This window comes from Streptomyces manipurensis (assembly GCF_049570255.1).
GTDB lineage: Bacteria > Actinomycetota > Actinomycetes > Streptomycetales > Streptomycetaceae > Streptomyces > Streptomyces manipurensis.
In genome coordinates this window covers 7,549,001-7,570,980 of sequence record NZ_CP186950.1, presented here as the reverse complement: position 1 = coordinate 7,570,980, position 21,980 = coordinate 7,549,001, and the positions used below count along the sequence as shown (strand labels likewise).

The window sequence follows — 21,980 nt, the reverse complement described above, 5'->3', positions numbered from 1 at the left end:
TGTAGCACCTCCGGGCCGCCGCGGCCCCCGGCATGCACAATGTGCGCCCGAAGTGTCACGTCTCGTCCCTCCCTCCGGGGGTCGGGGAGGGCGCTCAGGCGGTCCGGGGAGCGGTGGCGGAGGCGGCGGTGGGGGCGGGTGCGGCCTCGGCGGTCGGCGGGGGCGCGGGAGAGGAGGACGGCGCGGTGGCGTCGGGGGCGGGTGCGCCCTCCGGGGTGCAGGTGACCTCGTCGCGCGGGGTGTAGTGGGTCTTGTACTCCTCGCGCTTGACCTCCTTGCCGCCGTTGACGAAGACGCGGCCGACGGTCACGTCGAAGCCCTCGAGCGGGGTCTGCACCTCGCAGGTCGGCCCACTGCCCTGACGCTTGGCGGGCTGCACGACGTTGGTGCGCGGTCCCTTGGTCGCGCGTATCTCGTCGTACTTCTTGGTGCCGAGGAGGGTGATGGTCAGGGAGGTGTCGGTGGATTCGGCCCGGATGTAGAGGGGGTGTCCGGAGTCGTTGATCCAGCGCAGGTCGAGGGTGCCCCAGGCGACGGTGGCCTCACGGCCCTCGGGGTAGCGCTCGATGTAGAAGGAGTGGGGGCCGTGCTCGACGGGCTTGAGACCGGCGAAGAAGGCGGCGTTGTACATGGTGGTGGCGACCGCCGAGACGCCGCCGCCGGGCGACTTCACGTACTGGCCGTCGTTGATCATGATGCCGTCGACGAAGCCGTTCTCCGGGGTGCGCTCGCCGACCGTGCGGTTGAAGCTCCACTCCTGGCCCGGCTGCACCACCGAGCCGTTGATCAGCTCCACGGCGCGGCCGATGTTCGTGCTGCGGTAGGGGGCGGCCGGGAACTCGACGGTGAAGGAGGACATCTCCTCCGTGATGCCGAGCTGCCGGGCCTCCTCGCTGGTGAGGTCCGGCTGCACGGCCGCGGTGGCGAGCTCGCCGGTGCGGGCGGCGCCGGTGCGGGTCAGCAGCGGCATCACGGCGCTGTGCAGTGCCTCCTGGGTCACCTTGCGCCCTTCGCGGCTCTGCGCGGCGAGGACGAAGCGGCCCTGGCCGTCGACGCGCGGCTCCGCGTCGCGCGGGGCGAGGGTGACCTCCTCGACGGGGCGGGCGACGGCGGGCTCGGCGAGCAGGCCCTTGGAGTCCAGGGCGGGCACGAGGCGGCCCTGGGCGTCGGGCTTCATCTTCAGGTGCTCGCCGATGACGGCGGGGCTGAGGGACATGCTCCGTCCGGCGACGGTGAGCGACACGGGGCCGGACATGGCGGGCCGCGCGAACTGCCGCATGGCCCGTCCGGTCTCCTCGGCGTCGACGCGCGGCTCGGTGCGTACGACCGGCAGGACGACGGGCCCCGGCTCGGGCCGGAGGTAGGCGTCGCGCAGGGTGGCGAGGGCGCGGTCCTGGACGAGGTTGACGCCGGTGACGGGGGCGACGGCCTTCGCGGTGCCCTTGTCGAAGGCGATGACGCCGTCGCGGGGCTGCAGGGCGGTGTCGGCGGCGATGCGGCCGACGGCCGCGCGGGCGGTCGGCTCGTCGACCCGGACCACGGGCTCGACCCGGCGCTCGCCGGAGGCGAAGAGACCGCCGACGACGCTGACGGGGTCCAGGCCCTTGCGCACGGCGCGGTCGACGGTGGCGTCGGTGTCGAGGGAGAGGCCGAGGGTGGCGGGTGCGGCCTTCTCGACGCGGTCGCCGATCCGCATCGCCACGGGTGCCGCGGCGTCGGGGCCGAGCTCGCGCTCGACGGTGTGCCGGGCCTGCTCGCGGCTCATGCCGCCGATGTCCACGCCGCGGACGTGCGTGCCCTGGTCGATGTCGGCACCGGCGACGAGGCCGGTGACGTAGAGCCCGCCCAGTACCAGTACGACCGCTCCGCCCGCCATCGGCAGGGCCGTCCGCGGGTTGCCGGTCCAGTCGCGCACGCGTCCCATGTCACTCCCAGCGGCGCCTGCCGGTCACGATCACCGGCAGGCGCGGGCCGCTCACGCGGCACATCTACGACAGTTACCACCCATCATGATTGCCCCAAAAGGGTGATTTGGGGGAGGAATGTAATGGTTCTCACGGCCGGCCGTCAGAAGGCCCGCAGGAGGTATTTGGTGCGGAAGCCGCCGCTCGTCGAGCAGTCCAGGGTGGACTGGGTGCTCGTGTACGTGAAGCCCGAGGGCACGGTGCAGGCCCACAGCCCGGTCACCGGGGTCTTCAGCAGGTACTTGGTGCGGAAGCCGCCGCCCGTGGAGCAGTCGAGGGTGCTCTGCGTGGAGCTGTAGGTGAACTGCGACGGGGCGGTGCAGGCCCACAGCCCGTCGGCGGGCGGCTGCACGTAGTAGTAGGTGCTGAAGCCGGAGCCGCTGCAGTTCAGGGTGGACTGGGTGGAGGTGTAGACGTATCCGGGCGGGACGGTGCAGGACCAGAACCCGGCGGCGGCCACGGGGGCCGTGCCGTTCGCGGCCGGCGCTCCGGTCAGGGGCGCCGGCGCCGGTAACGGCGTGGCGGAGGCGGTGGCGGGGACGAGGGCGGCTGCCAGCATGACGGCCGCTCCCCCGCCGCCGAGCAGCAGAGAACGCAGTGTCGATCGGATCACGGATGCACTCCTGGCTCGTTGTTCAGCAACGGACGGAGACGACGGGACGGCAGGTGCCGGATCCGCTCGTCCCCGGCCCGCCCCGTCCCGGCGTGCGCTGGAATGCTGGCATGCGCATAGGCCCCGGGCAAGGGCGCCCCGCCCCCTCCCGGCCCACTTCAGGCCGTCCGCGGCACGGTCGTGACCTGCCGTTTCACCAGGGGTCGCCGGACGCGCGCGGCCGCGGCCCGACCGGAAACCGGCGACGACCCGCGACCGGCGGGCCCCGCGGTCACCGGGACGGCGACGGCAGCGGCGGGAGCGGGGCCTCGTACAGCCAGGCCGAGTACAGCTCGTCCAGCGGATCGGTGGCGTAGCGGGAGGCGTGGGTGGTGAAGGCGGCGGTGGTCACCACGCCGTGGCGGTGGATGGTGGCCCAGTCGCGCATCATCCGGAAGAACGCCTCCTCGCCCAGGGCGCAGCGCAGGGCGTGCAGCACGAGCCCGCCGCGCTCGTAGAGGCGGTCGTCGAACATCAGCTTGCGGCCCGGGTCCACCAGACGGAGGTCCTGGGGGTGCGCGAGCAGCAACCGGTGGGCGGCGGCGGCGCGCTCGTGCGCGGTGCGGCCCCCCGAGCGTTCCGACCAGAGCCACTCTGCGTACTTGGCGAAGCCCTCGTTGAGCCAGATGTGCCGCCAGTCGGCGATGGTCACGCTGTTGCCGAACCACTGGTGGGCGAGTTCGTGGGCGATGAGTCGCTCCGAGCCGCGGGCTCCGTCCACGTGGTTGGTGCCGAACAGGGAGAGCCCCTGGGCCTCCACGGGGACGTCGAGCTCCTCGTCGGCGACGACGACGGTGTACTCCCCGAAGGGGTAGGGACCGAACATTTCCTCGAACAAATGCATCATCGCGGGCTGCCGGGCGAAGTCCCGGGAGAACCGGGGCAGCAGGTGGGCGGGCACGTGGGCGGTCTGCGACACGCCGCCGAGCCCGGGGTCGCCGAGGAGGACGGTCTGGTGCATGCCGATGGACAGCCCGACCAGGTAGGTGGAGGTGGGCGCGGGCTGCTCGTACACCCAGGTGGTGGTGCTCGCCTTCGTGGTGCGGGTGAGGAGCCGTCCGCCGGCGACCACCGTGTAGGCCGACGGCGTGTTGACCGAGATCTGGTACGAGGCCTTGTCCGCGGGCCTGTCGTTGCAGGGGTACCAGGAGGGGGCGCCGACGGGCTGGCTGGCGACGAGCGCGCCGTCGGTCAGCTCCTCCCAGCCGAGGCCGCCCCAGGGGCTGCGCACCGGCCTGGGGTTGCCGGCCCACTGCACGTCGACGGTGAACGCGGCTCCGGCGGGCAGCGGCTTCGTCGGCCGGACGCGCAGCCGGCCGCCGCGGTGCGCGTAGTGGACCGCCCGCCCGTTGACCAGCACGCGGCCGATCTTGAACTCGGCCAGGTTCAGGTGGAACTCGGCCAGCGGCGCCCGGCCGGCGATGGCGCTGAGCCGGGCGGTTCCGGCCAGCCGGTTGGGGCCGGGGCGGTAGTCCAGGGCGATCTCGTACCGGTGCACGCGGTAGCGGGCGTCGCCGTTGGCCGGGAAGTACGGGTCCGATGCCGCTGTCGTCTGGCCGCTCACTGCCGCTTCCGCTCCCTGCGCTGTGCTCTGGTCGTGCGACGTGCCGGTCCGCCGGGGCCCGGCCGCGGTTGTCGCGGCCGGGTGCCCAGCCGCTCTCAGGACCGCCACGCCTCGATCGGATTGCCCAGCCAGCGGGTGTCGGCGGGGACGGATTCGCCCGCCATCACCAGGGAGGCGGGACCCAGGGTGGTGCGCGCCCCGACCGTGGTGCCGGGCAGGACGATTCCGCCCGGACCCAGGGTGGCGCCCTCGCGGAGGACCACAGTATCCGTCCTCAAGATCCGGTCGTGGAAGAGGTGCGTCTGCAACACACAGCCGCGGTTGACGCTCACCCCGTCCCCCAGCTCGACCAGGTCGGTCTCGGGCAGCCAGTAGCTCTCGCACCACACTCCCCGGCCGACGCGGGCTCCCAGGCCGCGCAGCCACAGGGGCAGCAGGGGTGTGCCGGGGACGGATCCGGCCAGCCACGGCACGGCCAGCACCTCCACGAAGGTGTCGGCGAGTTCGTTGCGCCAGACGAAGCCGCTCCACAGCGGGTGCTCGCCCGGCCGGTGCCGGCCGACCAGCAGCCACTTCGCGGCGATCGAGACGGCGCAGGCGGCGGCTCCGGCGGCCGCCAGGACCGCGCCGGAGAGCAGGGCGGCTCCCGCGATCCCGAGCCCGGTGCGGGTGGCCAGGGCGCAGAGCGCCGCCGCGGTGAGCACGGCGAGGGCGGCCGAGCAGAAGACGGGCACCAGCCGGCACAGCTCGACGAGACCGCGGGCCCACAGCAGGCGCGCGGGCGGGTCGTAGGTCCGGCCCCGGTCGGCCTCGGCCGCCGAGCGGGGCAGCCGGACGGGGGGCAGGCCGAGGTAGGAGCTGCCCTTCTTGGCCTTCTTCGGCGCGGCGGACAGGACGCCCACCAGGCCGTCGTCCGGGACGGTGCGGCCGGGGGCCGCCATCCCGGAGTTGCCGAGGAAGGCCCGGCGGCCGATCGAGGAGTGGCCGATCCGCATCCAGCCGCCGCCCAGTTCGTAGGGGGCGGTGAGGGTGTCGTCGGCCAGGAACGCTCCCTCGCCGACGGTGGTGAGGCTGGGCAGCGCCAGCACGGTGGAAACCTCCGCGCCCCGGCCGATCTTCATGCCGAGCAGGCGCAGCCAGACGGGGGTGATCAGTCCGGCGTACAGCGGGAAGAGGGTGTCCCGTGCCAGGTCCATCAGCTGGGTGACGGTCCAGGCCTGCCAGCCGACGCGGCTGTGGGTGGGGTGGGTGCCGGTGCGCAGCCCGAGGCTGAGCAGGCGTACGGCGACCAGCACCAGCAGGGCGTACGCGCACCCGAAGGCGAGCGCGGCGGGGACCACGGCGAGCAGTGCTCCGCGGAGGGCGTCGGCCGGGCCCGCGCCGACGGGTACGAACCGGCCGAGGACGAGCAGGGCGGGCACGGCCGCGAGCAGGGGCAGCGCCGTGAGGCCGAATCCGGCCGCACCGTAGGCGGCGCGCCAGGGGAGTCCGCGCGGCGGGCGCTCCTGGGGCCAGTTGCGTTTGGCCCGGCCGAGCTTGACGGCGGGCGCGCCGCCCCAGCGCTGGCCGGTGGGGACCTGCCCCGCCACGGCCGAGCCGGGGGCGACCTCGGCGCGCTTGCCGACCCGTGCGCCGGGCAGGAGCATGCTGCGGGTGCCGATGACGGCTCCCGCGCCGACCCTGACCTGGCCGATGACCAGGCGGTCGCCGTCCAGCCAGTGCCCGCTGAGGTCCACCTCGGACTCCACGGCGCAGCCCCGGCCGAGCTTGAGCAGGCCGGTGACCGGGGGCAGGGAGTGCAGGTCCGCCTCGGGGCCGACCCTGGCGCCGAGGGCCCGGGCGTAGCGTTCCAGCCAGGAGCCGGTGAGCGAGGTGGCGCCCGCGTACTCGGCCAGGCGTTCGGCGGTCCAGAGCCGGAGGTGCACGCTGCCGCCGCGGGGGTAGCGGCCCGCCCCGACGCCGCGCAGCAGCAGCCGGGCGCCGCCGGCGGCGAGGGCGAGGCGGCCCGGCGGGCTGAAGAACAGGGCCGCGGCGGGGGCGAGCACCCACCACGAGGCGGTGGGTGCCCACGGGTGGGGGCCGAGCGCGTGCAGGACGTTGCCGAGGGCGAGCAGGGCCACGGTCCAGCGCATGCCGACCACGGTGAGCAGGGGGAGCAGCAGCAGGCACTGCAGGATCTGGGTCCGTGCCGGGACCGGTGCGACGGTGCGGGCTCTGGTGTCTTCCGGTGCGGCCTTCTCCAGGCGCCGGGCCAGCTTGCGCAGGGTGGGCTGCTGGTAGATGTCGAGGACGGCGGCGCTCGGGTAGCGGGTGCGCAGCCGGGTGGTGAGCTGGGCGGCGGCGAGGCTGCCGCCGCCGATCGCGAAGAAGTCGTCGGTGGCGCTGGTGACGGGCGTTCCGAGGGTCGCGCTCCACTGTTCGGCGAGCCAGGCCTCGGTGCCGTGGAGCCGTTCGGCCGGGCGGTCCGTCTCCAGGTCGGGGAGCGGCCAGGGCAGGGCGTCGCGGTCCACCTTGCCGGACGTACGGGTGGGCAGTTCGGCGACGGGCGCGAGGAGCGGTACGAGGGCGGCTGGCAGGGCGGCGCGCAGCCGCTCGACGGCGGCGGCCCGGTCCCATCCGTCCTGGGTGACCAGGTAGCCGACGAGGAGCTGGTTGCCGCTGCGCGCGGTGCGGACGGCTGCGGCGGCTCCGGCCACGTGGGGCAGCGCCTGGAGGGCGGCGTCGACCTCGCCGAGCTCGATGCGACGCCCGCCGAGCTTGATCTGCTCGTCGGCGCGGCCGAGGAAGACGAGGCCTTCCGCTTCCGCGCGGACGAGGTCGCCGCTGCGGTAGGCGCGCTCCCAGCCGAGGGCGGTGAGCGGTGCGTACTTCTCGGCGTCCTTGGCCGGGTCGAGGTAGCGGGCGAGGCCGACGCCGCCGATCACGAGCTGGCCGCTGCCGCCCATGGGGACGGGCTCGCCGGATTCGTCGACGACGGCCAGTTCCCAGCCGTCGAGGGGCAGGCCGATGCGGATCGGCTCCGCTCCGGTGAGGAGGGCGGCGCAGGCGACGACGGTGGCCTCGGTGGGGCCGTAGGTGTTCCAGACCTCGCGGCCCTCGGTGACCAGGCGCTGGGACAGCTCGGGCGGGCAGGCCTCCCCGCCGAAGATCAGCAGGCGGACGTCGGTGAGGGTGTCCGGTTCCCAGAGGGCCGCCAGCGTCGGGACCGTGGAGACGACGGTGATCTCCTGCTCCACGAGCCAGGGGCCGAGGTCGGCGCCGCTGCGGACCTGCGAGCGCGGGACGGGGACGAGGCACGCCCCGTGGCGCCAGGCCAGCCACATCTCCTCGCAGGAGGCGTCGAAGGCGACGGAGAGCCCGGCCATGACGCGGTCGCCGGGGCCGACGGGTTCCTCGGCGAGGAAGAGGGCGGCCTCGGCGTCCACGAAGGCGGCGGCGCTGCGGTGGGTGACGGCGACCCCCTTGGGCCTGCCGGTGGATCCGGAGGTGAAGATGATCCAGGCGTCGTCCCCGGGGCCCGGTCGCGCGGCGCGGCGCGGGCCGTCCGCGGGGCTCGTGGCGCGGGTGGTGTCGATGTGCTGTCCGGCGCCGACGACGGCCCGGACGCCGGCCTCGCCGAAGACCAGGTCGGCCCGTTCGTCGGGGTCCTCGAAGTCGACCGGAACATAGGCGGCCCCCGCGGCGAGGACGGCGAGAATCGCCGCGTACAGGTCGCAGGTCCCGGAGGGCACGCGGATGCCGACGCGGTCGCCGGCCCCGACCCCCGCGGCGACGAGGGCGCGCCGGCGCCGCTCGACCTCGGCGGCCAGGGCCCGGTACGTCAGACGGGTGGTCCCGTCGTCCAGGGCGGGCTCGTCCGGGTGGGCCCCGACGGTGTGCTCGAAGAGGTCGACGAGGGTGCGCGGCGGTGCGGCGGGCCCGGCGCGGAAAAGCGCGGACTTGCCGGTGTCCTCCTCCGCGGGGGGCCCGCAGGGGGGCCCACCGGGATCCGGCGTCGCGTGCGCGGGGTGGTGGTCGGGGGCCGCCCCGTCGGGCGTCGGGCCGCCGGGGCGCGGGGGATCGTGGGGGGTGCGGGGCGGTGCCGGGTCCACAGCACCGTCCGTTCCGCCGCAGTCGAGCAGAGCGAGTTCAGTGCGGTCGGGTGTGGCTGGCATCGGCCCTCGCGTTTCGTCCGGCGATGGAGCGGTTCGCCAACAGACACCGGCATTTCACCCGGATTGTTCCGATCTGTTGCCGAACAACCCACCAGCCTAGTGCGCCGTCAAGAATCTTCCCGTCGAAACCTCACCTCTGGCCGGTAAGGGACGGCGCGCACGGAGCGGAACCTCGCGCCCGTCCGGGTGACGCCGCCGGGCCCCGGTCGCCGGCGCCGGCGACTCCCTGCGGCTGTTCACGGCAGGGGCGAGACTGGACGCAGAACCCGCACGCCACGGGAGGATCGATGACCGCGACGTTTCTGTACGATGCGAACCTCAGACTCGACGTCGATTCTCCCGACTGGGCAGCGTTCCTCGGGGAGCACGGCGTTCACGTCCACGGCTTCCACGGCGACATGGCTCCGCTGACCGAGCAGCTCGAGGGCCACGCGGCGACGTTCTCCTACCTCCCCGTGCTCAACTACTTCCACCTGCGCGCGGACCCCGCGTACGAGCCGGTCGCCAGCGCCCTCTCCGCGGCGGACGGCACCACCGGCATCCCGAGCGTGCTCGTCGTCCCCGCGGACAGCGAGGTCACGGATCCGGGCGGTCTTCGCGGCAAGCGGCTGGCCATCGCGCACCGGTTCTGCACCACGAGCTTCCTCGCGCCCCTGCTGCTGGTCCACGACCTGGGGAGCCACATCGACGAGTTCTTCGGCGAACTCGTCGTCACACCGCCCTACGAGGGCCAGGTGGAGGCGGTCGTGGCCGGTACGGCGGACGCGACGTTCGTCCAGGAGGACGTCTGGCGGAAGGACCCGGCCCATGCCGAGAAGACCCGCGTGATCGCCCGGCGGGACCATCTGCCGACGCCCCTGTTCATCGTCGGCACGCAGGCTCCGCCCCGGCTGCGCTCGGCCGTCCTGGACCTCCTGCTGCACCACAGGCCGGCCGACGAGGCGTCCGCCCTGTTCTCCGGATTCGCCCCGTACGACGCCGCCGCGGTGGAGGAGACCTTCCGGATCGCCGAGGAAGCGCTCGCGTGACGTCCGGCGCAGGCCCGGCGCAAGCCTCACGGGTCGGGACCGAGGTCGAGCAGGGCGTTCTCCACCACCTCGGTCAGCGCGGGGTGGATCCAGTACGGGGACCCGGTGAGCGTGGGGGCGTCGATCCCCAGCCGTGAACACCGCCGCCGGTACGAGGTCGTGGTCGCAGGCGATCGGGTCGTCGGGGTGGCGGAGGTTGTGCGCGACGACCTTCGCCTCCCGGTTGGCGACGTGTTTGAGGGGCACCGGCGAGCAGATGTCCCCCAGGGCGTACACGGATCCCGCGGTCGTGCGCTGGTGGGCGTCCACGATCACCCGGCCGTCGTCGTGGGTGGCGATGCCGGCCGCCCCCAGGTCCAGGCGGTCGCTGTCGGGGATGCGGCCCACTGCGACGAGCAGGGTGTCCGCGTCGACCGTCGAACCGTCGTCGAGGGCAAGCCGCAGCGCGCCCGGGCTGGCTCCGAGTGCGGTGAGTTCCCGGCCGAGCCTGAGGTCGTGACGGAAGCGGACCAGTTCGGTGAACCGCCGTGAGACCGTCTCGTCCTGTGGGCCGAGCAGACGCCGTTCCTTCTCCACGATGGTGACGGCGCTGCCCGCCGCGGCGAACACCTCGGCCAGCTCCGCGGCGATGACGACCTGCGCCACGCCGATGTCGAGGGGTGCGGTGCCGGACCGTTCGATGCGGAGGGTCCTCGGGCCGGTGAAACGGGCCCGGCCCTCGTACACGGTGACGAAGTCCTGGGCCTCCCGGCCCCGGCGGCCCTCTTCCCGTTCGGCGCCCAGCCGACGGAAGATCCGGTCGCGCGCGTCGCGCCAGCGGATCCCGCCCGGCTCGGCGTCCACGTCGTACGTCCCGGCGTCCTCAACGGCGCGGGCCACGTGGGCCGTGTGGGCGAACATCTTGCTCGGGATGCATCCCGCGTTGAGGCAGGTACCGCCGAACCAGCGGTCCTCGACGATGGCCACGTCCAGGTCCGCGAAGGAGTCGGCGACGACCGCGTTGCCCGAGCCGGCACCGATGACGACGAGTTCGTGCCGACGCATCGGTGCGCCTACTGCGGCCCTGTTCCGGCGGCCGCTGTCATCGCCTCGTCCCGTCGGCGTCGTCGGCGCCCTCCTGCGCCGAGCCGATGTTCCCGTAGCCCTTCAAGTCGTGCGGCGACAGCCGTTCGCCGCCGACGGGGAACTGCCGGGGGTCGGGTTCGCGGTGTTCCTCGACGTGCTGGGGCCTGCGGGCCGTACGGCGGGTGGGCGCGCCCGGGGGCGGCTCCGCGGCGCGGCGCCGGATTCCCCACCAGACGGCGGCGATGAGGAGCAGTGCGATCACGATGCCCACGGCGAGAAGTCCTGCGCCGGCCACTCCTGCTGAGAGGTCCGTCATGGTGTTGCCGCCTTTCGGAAGGTTCTCCGGCTGTCACCGCGCCTGCCCGCCCGCCCGCAGCGGAAACGGCCCTCGTCCCCTCGACGGACTGCGGTGGGAACGCCGGACGGTGACCGGTCCGGCCCTACGGGTGCGCCCGCACCGCGACGGGTTTCGGCGGCGCGGGGCGGGTTAGGAGCCTGCCGTCAGAGCGGGGTTCTCCGGCCCGGCGGGCCGGACCGACTGAGCGGGGTCCTCCGTGAAGAATCGTCCTGGCGACGCGGGACTCGGGGACCCACCGTCCGATGCCCTGGACCCGCCGGTCATGAGCGACGGCCGGCTCCCCCACGACCACACGCAGGCCATCCTGGAGGTCACCAAACGGGTGGCATCCCTGCTGAAGGAGTCGGGCCGGCCGTTCGCGCTCGCCGGGAGCGTGGCCGCGTTCGCGCACGGCGTTCCGGCCCGCTTCCAGCACGATACGGACTTCTGCATGCGGCGCGAGGACGCCGATGCGGCGATCCAGGCCCTGGAGGACGGCGGCATCGCCATGCGTCGGGCCCCCGAGGACTGGCTGATCAAGGGCACCACGGGCGGGGAGGAGATCGACCTGATCTTCGAGCTGGCCCGCCGGCCGGTCGGCACCGAGCTGCTGGAGCGCGCAACCATGAAGTCGGTGGACTCGGTGTGGATGCCCGTCCTCTCCCCCACCGACCTGATGGACAGCAGACTCGCGGCGCTGTCCGAGCACTACTGCGACTTCGGCGACCTGCTGCCGATGGCCCGGATGCTGCGCGAGCAGATCGACTGGGTGCGGCTGGACGCAGTGCACAGGGCCGATCCGCTGCCCGACGCCTTTCTCTACCTGCTCGAAAGGCTGCACGTCGTCGACTGGGGGAAGGGGACCTGATGACTTCCGTCGAGAACCTGGACTACCGGGTGGAGCACCTGCGGGACCGGCTGGCCCGTGAGGACGTCGCGGAACTGGGCGTGCGCGTCGAGGCGCGCGGCGCATGGGTGATGGTCTGGGGCTGTGTCACGGGTCCGGCGGCCCGGGCCGCCGTGCTCCGCGTCGTCGGGGAGGAGCTCGCGGGCGTGCCCTGGCACGAGGACCTGACCGTCAGTCATGTCGGGCCTCCCGATGGGGCGGAGGTGCTGTCGTGATCCGGGTCGCCGCCGTGGGGGACATCCATCTCGGTCCCGACAGCGCGGGCACCCTGCGTCCCGCCTTCGACGCGCTCGGCGAGTGCGCGGACCTGTTGCTGCTGGCGGGGGACCTGACCCGGCACGGGACCCGGGAGGAGGCACGGGTGGTGGGCTCCGAGGTCGCGGGGCTCGCCGTCCCGGTCGTCGCCGTGCTCGGCAACCACGACTACCAGAGCGATCAGCCGGATGTGGTCACGGCCGAACTGGTGGCGGGGGGCGTGCACGTACTCGAGGGCGACGGGGTGATGCTCGGGGTCCGCGGGGTCACGGTGGGCGTGGCCGGGACGAAGGGCTTCGGCGGCGGGTTCGCAGGGCGCAGCGCCACGGAGTTCGGGGAGCCGGAGATGAAGGCGTTCATCCGGTACTCCCGGACATGTGCGGAGGGGCTCGGGCGGGCCCTCCGTGAACTGCGGTCAGGGGGCAGCGCGTTGCGCGTGGCGCTGACCCACTTCTCTCCCGTGCCGGACACGCTGGCGGGCGAACCGCCGGAAATATATCCCTTCCTCGGAAGCTACCTCCTGGCGGAGGCCATCGACGGAGCGGGAGCCGACCTGGCGGTCCACGGGCACGCTCACCTCGGGACCGAGCACGGGATGACGGCCGGCGGGGTGCGGGTCCGCAACGTGGCCATGCCGGTCATCGACCGCGCCTTCGCCGTCTACCACCTCTCGCCGCACGGCGGGGGCACGCAGGAGGACAGACCGGGTCGCGGGTGAGCGCGGAGGCGGGCGGAGACGTCCTCGGTATCGTCGCCGTACCCGCTCAGGGGGTGAAGAGGATCTTCACGGCGCCGTCCTGCTTCTTCTGGAACGTCTCTTACGCGGAGGGGGCTTGTTCGAGGGGCAGCCGGTGCGTGGCGAAGTCGTCCACTCCGAGCGGGTCCTCGTCGGTGAGGAGGGGCAGGATGTCGTCGATCCAGCGCCGGACGTTGGCCTGGCCCATCCGGAAGGTGAGCTGCTTGTCGAACATGGTGAACAGGGGCAGCGGGTCTGCGGCGCCGCCGTACACGCCGGACACGGACACGGTGCCGCCACGGCGTACGAGGGAGATCGCCGCGTGGAGCGCGGCGAGCCGGTCCACGCCGGCGTGTTTCATCATGGCGGCGGCGAGGGCGTCGGGCAGGAGGGTGGTGATGCCCTGTGCCGCTGCGGCCACGCGGCTGCCGTGTGCCTCCATCCCCACCGCGTCGATGACGGCGTCGGGGCCCCGCCCGTCGGTGAGCTCGTGCACGGCGTCCGTCAGGCCGTCTCCGAGCGCGCCGAGGTCCAGGGCGTGGACGCCGCGGCCGCGGGCCCGGTCCAGGCGTTCGGGAACGAGGTCGATGCCGATGACGGTGTCCGCGCCCTGGTGGGTGGCGATGCGGCAGCTCATGTCCCCGATGGGACCGAGACCCAGCACGGCGACGCTGCCGCCGGGCGGGATGTCCGCGTACTCCACCGCCTGCCAGGCGGTCGGCAGGACGTCGGAGAGGTAGACGTAGCGGTCGTCGGGCGGGCCGTGAGGGACGGGGACGGGGAGGGTGTTGCCGAAGGGGACCCGCAGGTACTGGGCCTGGCCGCCGGGTACCTGCCCGTACAGCTTGGTGTAGCCGAAGAGCGAGGCCCCGGTGCCGTGGGCGTGGACCTGGGTGGTCTCGCACTGGGAGTGGAGACCGCGGGTGCACATGAAGCAGGTCCCGCAGGAGATGTTGAAGGGGATCACCACCCGGTCTCCGGGCCTGACGGCGGTGACCTCGGGCCCCACTTCCTGGACGATGCCCATCGGCTCGTGGCCCAGGATGTCGCCGCTGTCCAGGAAGGGGGCGAGGATCTCGTACAGGTGCAGGTCGGAGCCGCACAGCCCGGTGGTCGTGATCTTGACGATGATGTCGTCGGCGGCTTTCAGGACGGGGTCGGGAACGGTGTCGACGCGTACGTCCCGCCTGCCGTGCCATGTCAGTGCCCTCATGACGCCTCCGCTCGGGTTGCTGCGTGCTCCACCGACTGCGCCTGCCCCTGCCGCTCCGGCTCAACCGGAATGGCCCGGTTTGCCGTCAAGTGTTCCGAGCTGCGCGGGTGTTCCGAGCTGCGCGGGCCGGCGCACGCGCGTTCGACATTCAGGCACGCGGGCTTTACCGGCCGGGGAGCATCTCCTTGGCCTTGGCGACGGCGAAGCCCCAGCCCTGGGCGAGGGTGGGCTTGCCGGGTACGGCGATCTCCTCGGGGTTGGTCAGGACGTCCAGCAGCACCGGGCCGGGAGTGTCGAGGGCGCGACGGACGGTCTCGTCGAGGTCGGCGGGGTCCGTGAGCCGGATTCCGGTGATGCCCAGGGCGGTGGCGACGGCCGCGAAGTCGGGGTTGTCGAGTTCGGTGCCGAATTCGGGCAGGCCGACCTGTTCCTGTTCCAGTTTGACCATCCCGAGGCGGCGGTTGTCGAAGACGACGAGTTTCACGGGGAGCCGGTGGGTCTTGATGGTCATCAGGTCGCCGAGCAGCATGCTCAGTCCGCCGTCCCCACAGAAGGCGATGACCTGGCGGTCGGGTGCCCAGAGCTGGGCTCCGATGGCCTGCATCGCCGGCCAGACCCACGTCCACGGGGGTACGGCGTCCCAGGTGCTCCTCGCGGGTGTCGACCTGCACCACCTTGGCGTCTTTCGGGTACCAGTCGCGGTAGGGGAAGTCGGTCCCCAGCATCAGGAGGGCGTCGGCGCTGTCGAAGGCGTGGGCGGCCGCGGGATTGCCGATGAGGCCCGTCTGCCCGACCTGGAAGGGGTTGTCGCCCTCGAAGCCCTCCTTGGCCTTGAGCGTCAGGACCATGGGAGCCGCCAGGGTCTCGGCGGTGCGCAGGACGTCGGGGCGGGCGCCGCGTGCCCCCTGGCCGACGAGCAGGGTCACGCGCGACGCGGCGTTGAGCAGGTCGGCGGCGCGGGTGAGGGAGGGATCGTCGGGGCGGGTGACGGCCCGGTCCAGGGCGAAGCGCGTGGGCCGGTCCTCGGTCAGCTCCCGGTCGCCCATGTCGCCGGGAACGGTCAGCACGGCGACCCCTCCGCGGGTGACCGCGGCCCGGACGGCGGCCTCGAGCGCGCGCGGCATCTGGTCCGGGGAGGTGACGGTGGCCCGGTGCACGGCGACGTCACGGAAAAGCAGGTCGTTGTCGACTTCCTGGAAGTAGTCGCTGCCGATCTCGGCGAGGGGGACCTGGCCGCAGATCGCCAGGACGGGTGCGCGGCTCTTGGCAGCGTCGTAGAGGCCGTTGAGCAGGTGCACGGAGCCCGGCCCGACGGTGCCCATGCAGACGCCGAGGGTTCCGGAGAGCTGGGCCCGGGCGCCCGCTGCGAAGGCTGCCGCCTCCTCGTGCCGGCAGCCGACCCACTGCAGGCCGTCGGTGGTACGGATGGCCTCGGTCAGGGGGTTCAGCGCGTCGCCGACGACACCGAAGACCTGTCCGACTTCCAGTTCCTGGAGTGCGTCGATGATGACGCGGGCGACGGTGCGTGCCATGGGGACCTCCGCGGCGGGTTCAGTGGGTGAAGCGGTCGGGATCGGCCGCCGCCCAGTCGGCTGCCCACGTTTCGGACGGGGATGCCAGGAGTTGTCCGGGAGAGAGCCACTCGCGGAGTTCGGCGTAGGAGCGCACGGTGTGGGGGTCGATGCGCCGGAGCAGCATGTGCGGGGCGCAGGGCCTGGGCACGTCGATGTCCATCGCGGCCGTCATCGCCTTCGGCTCCGTCGACGACGATGAAGTCCGGGGCGGTGTTCTCCTCCAGGGCGGCCCGGCACACGGCGAGGAACTCGCGGCGCGAGCCGACGCAGAGTGTGGATCCGACGGGCTCGACGCCTGCCGGCTCCCGCATCAGGGCCAGGAAGCGCACCAGCTCACCGCCGAGCCCCTCGCGCCGACGGGGCCGCGCACCATCAGCGAACGCTGTGCGCGCGGCCCCGCAGGCTCGGTGCGGTGTCAGACCTGGCCGCGCCAGCCGCCGGTGGCGGATCCGCGGTCCTCGATGAAGTGCTTGAAGCGCTTCAGGTCGCCCTTGACCTGACGGTCGACGAAGCCGAGCTTGTCGCCGATGTTCTCCGCCATCCCCTCGGGATCGAAGTCCATCATCAGGGTGACCTGCGTATGGGTCGGGTCGATGGGCTCGAACGTCACCAGGCCCGACTGCTCGGTCTCCCCTCCGACGGAGACCCAGGCCACCTTGGTGTCGGGGATCTGCTCGGTGATCTCCGCGTCGAACTCCCGCTCCACACCGGCGATCTTCGTCACCCAGTGCGTGAGCGTGTCCGTGCGCTGTTCGATCCGCTCGACGCCGCCCATGAACTGCGGAAACGACTCGAACTGCGTCCACTGGTCGTATGCGGTGCGGATCGGAACATCGACCTCGATGGATTCCTTGACCTGCGACATGATCAGCCTCCTGGTGTGGGGTGGGGGAGCCCGGGGTCGGCGCTCGGTCGCGAGCGGCCACCGGGTGGGGCACTGCATCGGTGCCCTCGACCGGCGCGCCTGCCCCACACGGCGAACGGCACACACCGAACGAGCCGTTCCGGTGGGCCACACGGTCCGCCCCGCTGGCGCACCCCGCGGGCTGCGCTACGGGCCGGGTGCTGTGCCCTGCCCGGGCAGCCCTGGCCGCTGCCCGCGGCGCCGCGCGCTTCCTGGGGTGGGCGGGCCGTGGCGGACGCCGCGTACAACGAACACGTGATCTTCGTTTCCCGGCTGTCGCAGGCTGCACGCCTTCCCGTACGGTCACGATGAGCCATCCACTCGTGTTTCCGGGAGACAACGTGGAGACAACGTGATCGCCCCCAAGGTGACAGTCGGGGCCGAGGCGTCCGGCGTGCGGCTGGTCTGCTGCTCCGGTGAGTTCGATCTGGACACCACCGGGCTGCTGCTGAAGGCCTGCGCTGAAGCCGCTCCGGCGGAGTGTCTGATCGTCGACGTCACGGAGGTGACCTTCGCGGATTCGAGCTTCCTCAACGCCCTGATCCGCCTGCGGAACAGTCGCCCGCTGACTCTTCGCGGACCCCTGCCGAAGCAGCTGCACAGGGTGATGGAGATGACGGGGGCGCTGCCCCTGTTCGAGATCCACGACAGCACCGGCCGTGCCCGCTGACCCGCACAACGGGAGTCACCCGCCGCACAGCGGGCAACCGCACCACATGAGATCACGCTGGGGTGCGCAGTGTCTTCCGGACCCGTTGAGCTGTGCGCAGGCCAGAGAGGCTGCTCTCCGCGTCCTGGCCGAAGTCGACGCGTCGCCGGATCTGGCCGAGAGGGTGCTGCTGGTGGTCACCGAGCTCGTCTCCAATGCCCGCCGCCACGCGGGCGGCGTCACCGGCTTCGACGTCTCCTGCCGCGACGGCCGCCTCACCGTCGCGGTGTCCGACCGCTCGACGCGTTCCCCTCGCCTGCGACCGCAGGCCCCGCGCATGCCCGGTGGCTTCGGATGGCGCCTGGTCACGACCCTCGCCCCCGGCACCTTCATCCGCTTTCACCGCGGTGGCAAGACGGTGATCGCCACCCTCCCCACACTCCCGCTCGGGGCATGACGGAGTCCCGTGCCCCGGCCGCCGTCAAGGACAGCGCCAACGCCCGTGGCCGCTCGGATTCCACGGCACGCCGGCCGGTGGGACACCGGGGCACCGGTTTCGGTGGCCGCCGGGATTCCACGGCACGCCGGCCGGTGGGACACCGGGGCACCGGTTTCGGTGGCCGCCGGACGAGTTAGACGCCTGCCGTCGGAGCGGACACCCCTCCGGCTCCGCCGACCGGACTCTCGGCAGGGGAAACATGCAGGTCAGCCGCTCGTCATACGTCCCGGCTTCCCGGTCACACTCTGTCCATCAGTGAGGTGAGATGCCTGTGAGCAGCCCGATCGTCCTCTCGCAGGGCGCGCTCGCGGCCCTGCACCACCTGAGGGAAAGGCGGGAGATCAACACCGTGGTCCTGCGCTACGGCGAGTCCCCGGACGCCCTGCTCCCGGACCTCGAGGGCAACCTCACGCACGACGAGCTGGTGCGGGCCCTGCCCGCGGACGAGCCGCGGCTGGTCCTCCACTCGTTGTGCTTCGCCACGGCGGACGGCTCCCGTCGGAACGAACCCTTGCTGATCATGTGGATACCGCAGACGGCCGAAGAGGAGGAGAAGACGTACACGGCCGGATTCGCAGCCCTGCAGGAGTATCTGGGCGACGTTCACGTGCATCTCACCGCTCGTCGGGCGAGCCAGCTCGAGTACCGACGGCTCGTGGCGCTCGCCGGCTGACCGGGCCGATCGCGCTGCGCCGGTGGCCGGAGGGATGTTGTCCCGACTTCCACGGATCTGATGCGACAGCCCCGGGTTGGAACCGGAACCCCGGGTAGGCGCACGGCATGGATGCCACTGAGAACACCCCTTTGCGTGCCGTCGCACTGATCTGCACGCTGTCCCCGTCCCCCGCCCCCTCCAGTTCCGAGCTCCTGGCCCAGCAGACCCTGGAAGCCCTGGCCGAGCACGGCGTGACGGGCAAGACCGTCCGAATCGCAGACCACGACGTGAAGTCGGGGGTGAAGACCGATCTGGGTGAGGGTGACGCGTGGCCGGACATTCGGGAGACCATCCTGGGAACGGACATCCTGATCCTCGCGACGCCGATCTGGCTCGGCCACCCCTCCAGCATCTGCCAGCGCGTCCTGGAACGTCTCAATGCGGAGATCGGCGAGACCGACGACGAAGGGCGGCTGCTCACGTACGGCAAGGTGGCCGCCGTCTGCGTCGTGGGCAACGAGGACGGTGCGCACAAGGTCAGCGCCGATCTGTTCCAGGGCCTCAACGACGTCGGTTTCTCCCTGGCGCCGAACGCCGTCACCTACTGGGTCGGCGAGGCGATGCACGGCACCGACTACCAGGACCTCGACAAGACCCCCGAGAAGACCGCCGCAACCACCCGGACGCTCGCCGCCAACACCGCGCACCTTGCCCGACGCCTCAAGCGCAGCGTCTACCCGTCGACCTGAACAGCGAACAGCGCGCCGACGGAACGGGGCCGCGCCGCAGCGCGGTTCGGACATCCGGATCCGGGGCTCGGCCCGGATCCCCCGATGCAGGAGGACAGCATGACCAAGAAGCACGGACATCGACGTACCACGCCGTCGCAGGCCCCCGGCGAAAGCGGAGACACCGAGGCGCGCCGACAAGCCGAGGAGGCGGTCGTTCCCCGCACCGGGAAGGCCGGAGCTGCCGGCCCGCGCACCACCGGCCGGCAGGCGCAGACCCGCGCGGCGAAGGCGAAGAACTCGAATACGCAGAAGCCCTGATCCGTCGAACGGATCGACGCCGCTCGGCAGCGCCGGGTTGAGCGGGGAGGACCTGGGCAGGCGCGGCAGAGCGCATCCCCGACCTCCCCGGAGGCGGTCGTGACCGTGACCGTGTCTGCGCAGTCCCAGCGGGCCCCTTACGGACGGGCGGCCGACTATGTCGCGGCAGCCCTGATCTTCTTGCAGGACAACCTGTTGCTCACCGAGCCGCTGCGGCCGGAGCACATCAAGCCGCGGCTGCTGGGGAGCATGGGGGTTCTGTCCGGGCATGTGGCGTCGGCGGATGACTTCGACATTCGACGCATGCACGAGGAAGGAAGACGGAAACCGTGGCCAACGGAAGCACGAGTGAACTCCGACAGTCGACACGCCGGAAGACCGCGATCATCGCCGACCGGCTCCTCGGAGCGGACGACACGCCCCACGAGGCCGGCAACGGCGTCCCCCCGATCGTGGCCGTCCTGACGCGGCGCCGTACGTGGGTCGTGGGCGCCACGGCGCCGGCGGCTCTGGCCTCGCGGGCCGGCAGGCAACACCGCCGACGATGACTTCCCCCGGGCTGGTCCTTCTGCTCCCGCCGCCGGGCGCCTGCATCACCGCGCAGCCCGGTGCACGGGCTGCTGTGAAGTCCGTTCGCGGCACGAGCCGGCATCCTGCACGCGCTGGTGGTCAGGCGGCCGGCCCGTACGACGGCGCCGACTCCTCGGCGTGCTTCGCGCACTTCCAGACGCGCTACCGGGGCGACCGGGACGCCTCCGCACTGCGGGGCGCCCTGTTCCAGTGCCAGGACGCCGGGTTCCTCACACCGGTGTGGGGCTGGGCCACAACACGTACGCCAACCCGTTCGTGTGCCGGCCCGCCGACCGGCAGAGTGTGCGGGAGCGGTACACCGGACGCGAGTTCATCCTGCCGAACGCCCTCTTCACCGCACTGCCGAGCCACATCGCCATCCCGCTGGACCTCGGGGCACCGGGACACCGGGACACCGGGACACCGGGACTTCCTCCACACCGGATACTGCAGGTGACCGAGCCGACGGCCCGACGACGGTCGGCGGCGACACCGCCAGGGTCCGGGCGGTCGGCGCCACCGCCACCCGACGGGCCGTTGGCGGAGGGGTGCAGGGTTCCGGCCCGGCCGGGGGCCGCGGGAGGTCTGCTTCACAGCTTTCGCAACACGGGCAGCAGCTTCGTCTCCGACCAGGCCAGGAACGAGTCCTGCTGGTCGCCGCCTATCTGGACCAGGGCGATCTCGTCGAATCCGGCCTCCACATAAGGGCGTACGGCATCGACGAAGGTATCCACGTCGTCGCCGCAGGGGATGGCGTCGGCGACGTCCTGGGGCCTGGTGTGCTGCGCCGCTTGGGTGAAGGAGGCCGGGCCTGGTAGTTCGGCGTTGACCTTCCATCCGCCGAGCGCCCACCGGAACTGCTCATGCGCCCGGGCCACGGCAGCATCGTGGTCAGGGTCGTAGGAGACCGGTAGCTGGCCCACACGCGGTTTGCCCGCACCTCCGTGAGCGTCGAACGCGCTCAGCAGCTCCCGCTTCGGCTCGGTGGCGATCAGGAGGTCCCCGCGGGTGCCCGCGATCGCGCAGGACCGGTCGCCGGAGGCGGCGATGCCGATCGGGGGCGGGTCGTCGGGAAGGTCCCAGAGTCTGGCGTTCTCGACGTCGAAGTGGGTGCCGTGGTGGCTGACGTACCCTCCCCCGAACAGGGAGCGGATGATGTCCACGGCCTCTTCGAGCATCTCCAGGCGGACGTGGGCGGCCGGCCAGCCCGCCCCGACGACATGCTCGTTGAGGTTCTCGCCCGATCCCAGGCCGAGCCGGAAGCGCCCTCCGGACAGCAGCTGCATCGTGGCCGCCTTCTGTGCGACGACCGCGGGGTGGTAGCGGAAGGTCGGGCAGGTCACGTAGGTCATGAGGGGGATACGGGAGGTCGCTTGCGCGGCGGCGCCCAGGACACTCCAGGCGTAGGGGGAGTGCCCTTGGGCCTCCAACCAGGGGAAAGAGTGGTCGGAAGTGACGGAGAAGTCGAAGCCCGCCCGTTCGGCCGCCACCAGGTGGCCGACCAGTTCGCGGGGTCCGGCCTGCTCGGTCATCATCGTGTACCCGATGCGCACCATGTCCTGCGTCTTACCGCTGCGGGCGTCGGGAAACGCTCACGGGGCGAGGCCGAGGTGCCACTTCCTGGGAGCCGCCGAGGCACCCGCCGAGCAAGGGGTTCTCCTCGGGACATCGCGAGCCTCCTTTCCTTCCGACCGGTTTCGGTCGCTACCGTCCTGCTCCTTCGGCCGCTGCCGCTGCGAGCGGCGGGGTTTCGAGTCCGGCCCCGCGGTGGAGGCCTTCGAGGAAGGCGCCGACCGCGTCCGTGGCCGTGTGTGAGGGGATACAGGCCGTCTCGTCGCGGGCACGTCCGGCATCAAGGAGCGGCAGTCGCAACACCGCGTCCAGCAGCCCCGGGTCGGCGGGGGCCACGTGCAGGCGCCATGCTGCGGCCAGGGCGGCACGTGCCGCTCCGGGGGGCCTCGGAACGTTCCGCGCATCGAGCAGTCGGGCTACGGCCTGGATGTCCAGCACCGGGTCGGCGACCCGGTTGAAGGGTCCGCGTACGGCGCGTAGTACCGCGGCCAGGTAGGCCGCGGCAGCGTCGTCGGTGTGCAGGGCCTGGAAGCGGAGTCCCGTGATGGCCGGCAGCGCCGGGATGAGCCCGGGGCGGGCAGGCGACGGGCGATACCGAGGACATCCTTCACCCGCGGGTGCGCCGCAAGGGCG

Annotated in this window: 18 protein-coding genes and 4 pseudogenes; 11 read left to right on the top strand and 11 right to left on the bottom strand. The window is 72.5% G+C overall.

Features of this window, described 5'->3' with window-relative positions; genetic code table 11:
• Positions 1-94: 94 nt before the first annotated feature.
• The 4 genes from ACPU2J_RS34525 to ACPU2J_RS34510 all read right to left on the bottom strand — a co-directional run bounded on the left by ACPU2J_RS34525 (position 95) and on the right by ACPU2J_RS34510 (position 8,334).
• Positions 95-1,924: a VanW family protein gene (locus ACPU2J_RS34525; protein WP_423834831.1), complete on the bottom strand. Its 1,830-nt coding sequence runs from the start codon at positions 1,922-1,924 to the stop codon at positions 95-97.
• A 143-nt stretch (positions 1,925-2,067) separates the two neighbouring features.
• On the bottom strand, positions 2,068-2,577 hold the full coding sequence (locus ACPU2J_RS34520; protein ID WP_420078132.1) for a hypothetical protein: 510 nt from the start codon (positions 2,575-2,577) through the stop codon (positions 2,068-2,070).
• Between the two features lie 271 nt (positions 2,578-2,848).
• On the bottom strand, positions 2,849-4,180 hold the full coding sequence (locus ACPU2J_RS34515; protein ID WP_420078133.1) for a M1 family metallopeptidase: 1,332 nt from the start codon (positions 4,178-4,180) through the stop codon (positions 2,849-2,851).
• A gap of 95 nt (positions 4,181-4,275) precedes the next feature.
• Positions 4,276-8,334, bottom strand: a complete 4,059-nt coding sequence (locus tag ACPU2J_RS34510) for a Pls/PosA family non-ribosomal peptide synthetase (protein ID WP_423834830.1) — start codon at positions 8,332-8,334, stop codon at positions 4,276-4,278.
• Between the two features lie 287 nt (positions 8,335-8,621).
• Between ACPU2J_RS34510 and ACPU2J_RS34505 the strand changes: the two genes are divergently transcribed.
• Positions 8,622-9,362 carry a phosphate/phosphite/phosphonate ABC transporter substrate-binding protein gene (locus ACPU2J_RS34505; protein ID WP_420078135.1) on the top strand — a complete coding sequence of 247 codons (741 nt, stop codon included), beginning with the start codon at positions 8,622-8,624 and terminating at the stop codon, positions 9,360-9,362.
• A gap of 276 nt (positions 9,363-9,638) precedes the next feature.
• Here the strand turns inward: ACPU2J_RS34505 and ACPU2J_RS34500 are convergent.
• A pseudogene (locus ACPU2J_RS34500) lies at positions 9,639-10,262 on the bottom strand (FAD-dependent oxidoreductase); the annotation flags it as partial.
• A gap of 181 nt (positions 10,263-10,443) precedes the next feature.
• Entirely contained in the window at positions 10,444-10,743 is a 300-nt protein-coding gene (locus ACPU2J_RS34495; RefSeq protein ID WP_423834829.1) for a DUF6479 family protein, read from the bottom strand.
• Between the two features lie 238 nt (positions 10,744-10,981).
• Between ACPU2J_RS34495 and ACPU2J_RS34490 the strand changes: the two genes are divergently transcribed.
• The 3 genes from ACPU2J_RS34490 to ACPU2J_RS34480 are packed head-to-tail and all read left to right on the top strand — an operon-like array spanning position 10,982 to position 12,644.
• Positions 10,982-11,632, top strand: a complete 651-nt coding sequence (locus tag ACPU2J_RS34490; RefSeq protein WP_420078137.1) for a hypothetical protein — start codon at positions 10,982-10,984, stop codon at positions 11,630-11,632.
• Positions 11,632-11,886 (top strand): hypothetical protein, encoded by a 255-nt coding sequence (locus ACPU2J_RS34485; RefSeq protein WP_389077338.1) that lies wholly within the window; start codon positions 11,632-11,634, stop codon positions 11,884-11,886. The genes ACPU2J_RS34490 and ACPU2J_RS34485 overlap by 1 nt, the downstream gene beginning before the upstream one ends.
• Positions 11,883-12,644, top strand: coding sequence for a metallophosphoesterase family protein (locus ACPU2J_RS34480; RefSeq protein WP_423834828.1), 762 nt, complete (start codon positions 11,883-11,885; stop codon positions 12,642-12,644). The genes ACPU2J_RS34485 and ACPU2J_RS34480 overlap by 4 nt, the downstream gene beginning before the upstream one ends.
• A gap of 100 nt (positions 12,645-12,744) precedes the next feature.
• Here ACPU2J_RS34480 and ACPU2J_RS34475 read toward each other — a convergent pair whose 3' ends face one another.
• From ACPU2J_RS34475 to ACPU2J_RS34460, 4 genes and pseudogenes are all read right to left on the bottom strand, one after another.
• Positions 12,745-13,875, bottom strand: coding sequence for an alcohol dehydrogenase catalytic domain-containing protein (locus ACPU2J_RS34475; RefSeq protein WP_423834827.1), 1,131 nt, complete (start codon positions 13,873-13,875; stop codon positions 12,745-12,747).
• A 163-nt stretch (positions 13,876-14,038) separates the two neighbouring features.
• Positions 14,039-15,407: pseudogene (locus ACPU2J_RS34470) on the bottom strand (thiamine pyrophosphate-binding protein).
• A gap of 19 nt (positions 15,408-15,426) precedes the next feature.
• Positions 15,427-15,784: pseudogene (locus ACPU2J_RS34465) on the bottom strand (hypothetical protein); the annotation flags it as partial.
• 80 nt (positions 15,785-15,864) lie between these two features.
• Positions 15,865-16,314: an SRPBCC family protein gene (locus tag ACPU2J_RS34460; RefSeq protein WP_389077332.1), complete on the bottom strand. Its 450-nt coding sequence runs from the start codon at positions 16,312-16,314 to the stop codon at positions 15,865-15,867.
• Positions 16,315-16,705: 391 nt separating this feature from the next.
• Here ACPU2J_RS34460 and ACPU2J_RS34455 point away from each other — a divergent pair, with 391 nt between their 5' ends.
• The 7 genes and pseudogenes from ACPU2J_RS34455 to ACPU2J_RS34425 all read left to right on the top strand — a co-directional run bounded on the left by ACPU2J_RS34455 (position 16,706) and on the right by ACPU2J_RS34425 (position 19,753).
• The gene (locus tag ACPU2J_RS34455; RefSeq protein ID WP_423834826.1) at positions 16,706-17,023 is read left to right on the top strand and encodes an STAS domain-containing protein; all 318 of its coding nucleotides are present in this window, start codon (positions 16,706-16,708) and stop codon (positions 17,021-17,023) included.
• An 85-nt stretch (positions 17,024-17,108) separates the two neighbouring features.
• Positions 17,109-17,459, top strand: coding sequence for an ATP-binding protein (locus ACPU2J_RS34450; RefSeq protein WP_420078143.1), 351 nt, complete (start codon positions 17,109-17,111; stop codon positions 17,457-17,459).
• A gap of 313 nt (positions 17,460-17,772) precedes the next feature.
• A complete protein-coding gene (locus ACPU2J_RS34445) occupies positions 17,773-18,174 on the top strand; it encodes a cofilin family protein (protein ID WP_423834825.1) in 402 nt (133 codons plus the stop codon).
• A 107-nt stretch (positions 18,175-18,281) separates the two neighbouring features.
• Positions 18,282-18,905, top strand: a complete 624-nt coding sequence (locus tag ACPU2J_RS34440; protein ID WP_399313592.1) for a flavodoxin family protein — start codon at positions 18,282-18,284, stop codon at positions 18,903-18,905.
• A gap of 99 nt (positions 18,906-19,004) precedes the next feature.
• Positions 19,005-19,205, top strand: a complete 201-nt coding sequence (locus ACPU2J_RS34435) for a hypothetical protein (RefSeq protein WP_420078145.1) — start codon at positions 19,005-19,007, stop codon at positions 19,203-19,205.
• 99 nt (positions 19,206-19,304) lie between these two features.
• Positions 19,305-19,415, top strand: a pseudogene (locus tag ACPU2J_RS34430) (hypothetical protein); the annotation flags it as partial.
• Between the two features lie 119 nt (positions 19,416-19,534).
• The gene (locus tag ACPU2J_RS34425) at positions 19,535-19,753 is read left to right on the top strand and encodes a hypothetical protein (RefSeq protein WP_420082535.1); all 219 of its coding nucleotides are present in this window, start codon (positions 19,535-19,537) and stop codon (positions 19,751-19,753) included.
• A 612-nt stretch (positions 19,754-20,365) separates the two neighbouring features.
• Here ACPU2J_RS34425 and ACPU2J_RS34420 read toward each other — a convergent pair.
• On the bottom strand, positions 20,366-21,331 hold the full coding sequence (locus ACPU2J_RS34420) for an LLM class F420-dependent oxidoreductase (protein WP_423834824.1): 966 nt from the start codon (positions 21,329-21,331) through the stop codon (positions 20,366-20,368).
• Positions 21,332-21,980: the final 649 nt, after the last annotated feature.

What these genes read in the sequence shown, in the direction of transcription:
- ACPU2J_RS34495 (WP_423834829.1), bottom strand. Translation starts at nt 10,743, where the DNA reads ATGACGGACCTCTCAGCAGGAGTGGCCGGCGCAGGACTTCTCGCCGTG.
- ACPU2J_RS34525 (WP_423834831.1), bottom strand. Translation starts at nt 1,924, where the DNA reads ATGGGACGCGTGCGCGACTGGACCGGCAACCCGCGGACGGCCCTGCCG.
- ACPU2J_RS34510 (WP_423834830.1), bottom strand. Translation starts at nt 8,334, where the DNA reads ATGCCAGCCACACCCGACCGCACTGAACTCGCTCTGCTCGACTGCGGC.
- ACPU2J_RS34420 (WP_423834824.1), bottom strand. Translation starts at nt 21,331, where the DNA reads ATGGTGCGCATCGGGTACACGATGATGACCGAGCAGGCCGGACCCCGC.
- ACPU2J_RS34435 (WP_420078145.1), top strand. Translation starts at nt 19,005, where the DNA reads ATGACCAAGAAGCACGGACATCGACGTACCACGCCGTCGCAGGCCCCC.
- ACPU2J_RS34505 (WP_420078135.1), top strand. Translation starts at nt 8,622, where the DNA reads ATGACCGCGACGTTTCTGTACGATGCGAACCTCAGACTCGACGTCGAT.
- ACPU2J_RS34460 (WP_389077332.1), bottom strand. Translation starts at nt 16,314, where the DNA reads ATGTCGCAGGTCAAGGAATCCATCGAGGTCGATGTTCCGATCCGCACC.
- ACPU2J_RS34485 (WP_389077338.1), top strand. Translation starts at nt 11,632, where the DNA reads ATGACTTCCGTCGAGAACCTGGACTACCGGGTGGAGCACCTGCGGGAC.
- ACPU2J_RS34475 (WP_423834827.1), bottom strand. Translation starts at nt 13,875, where the DNA reads ATGAGGGCACTGACATGGCACGGCAGGCGGGACGTACGCGTCGACACC.
- ACPU2J_RS34440 (WP_399313592.1), top strand. Translation starts at nt 18,282, where the DNA reads ATGGATGCCACTGAGAACACCCCTTTGCGTGCCGTCGCACTGATCTGC.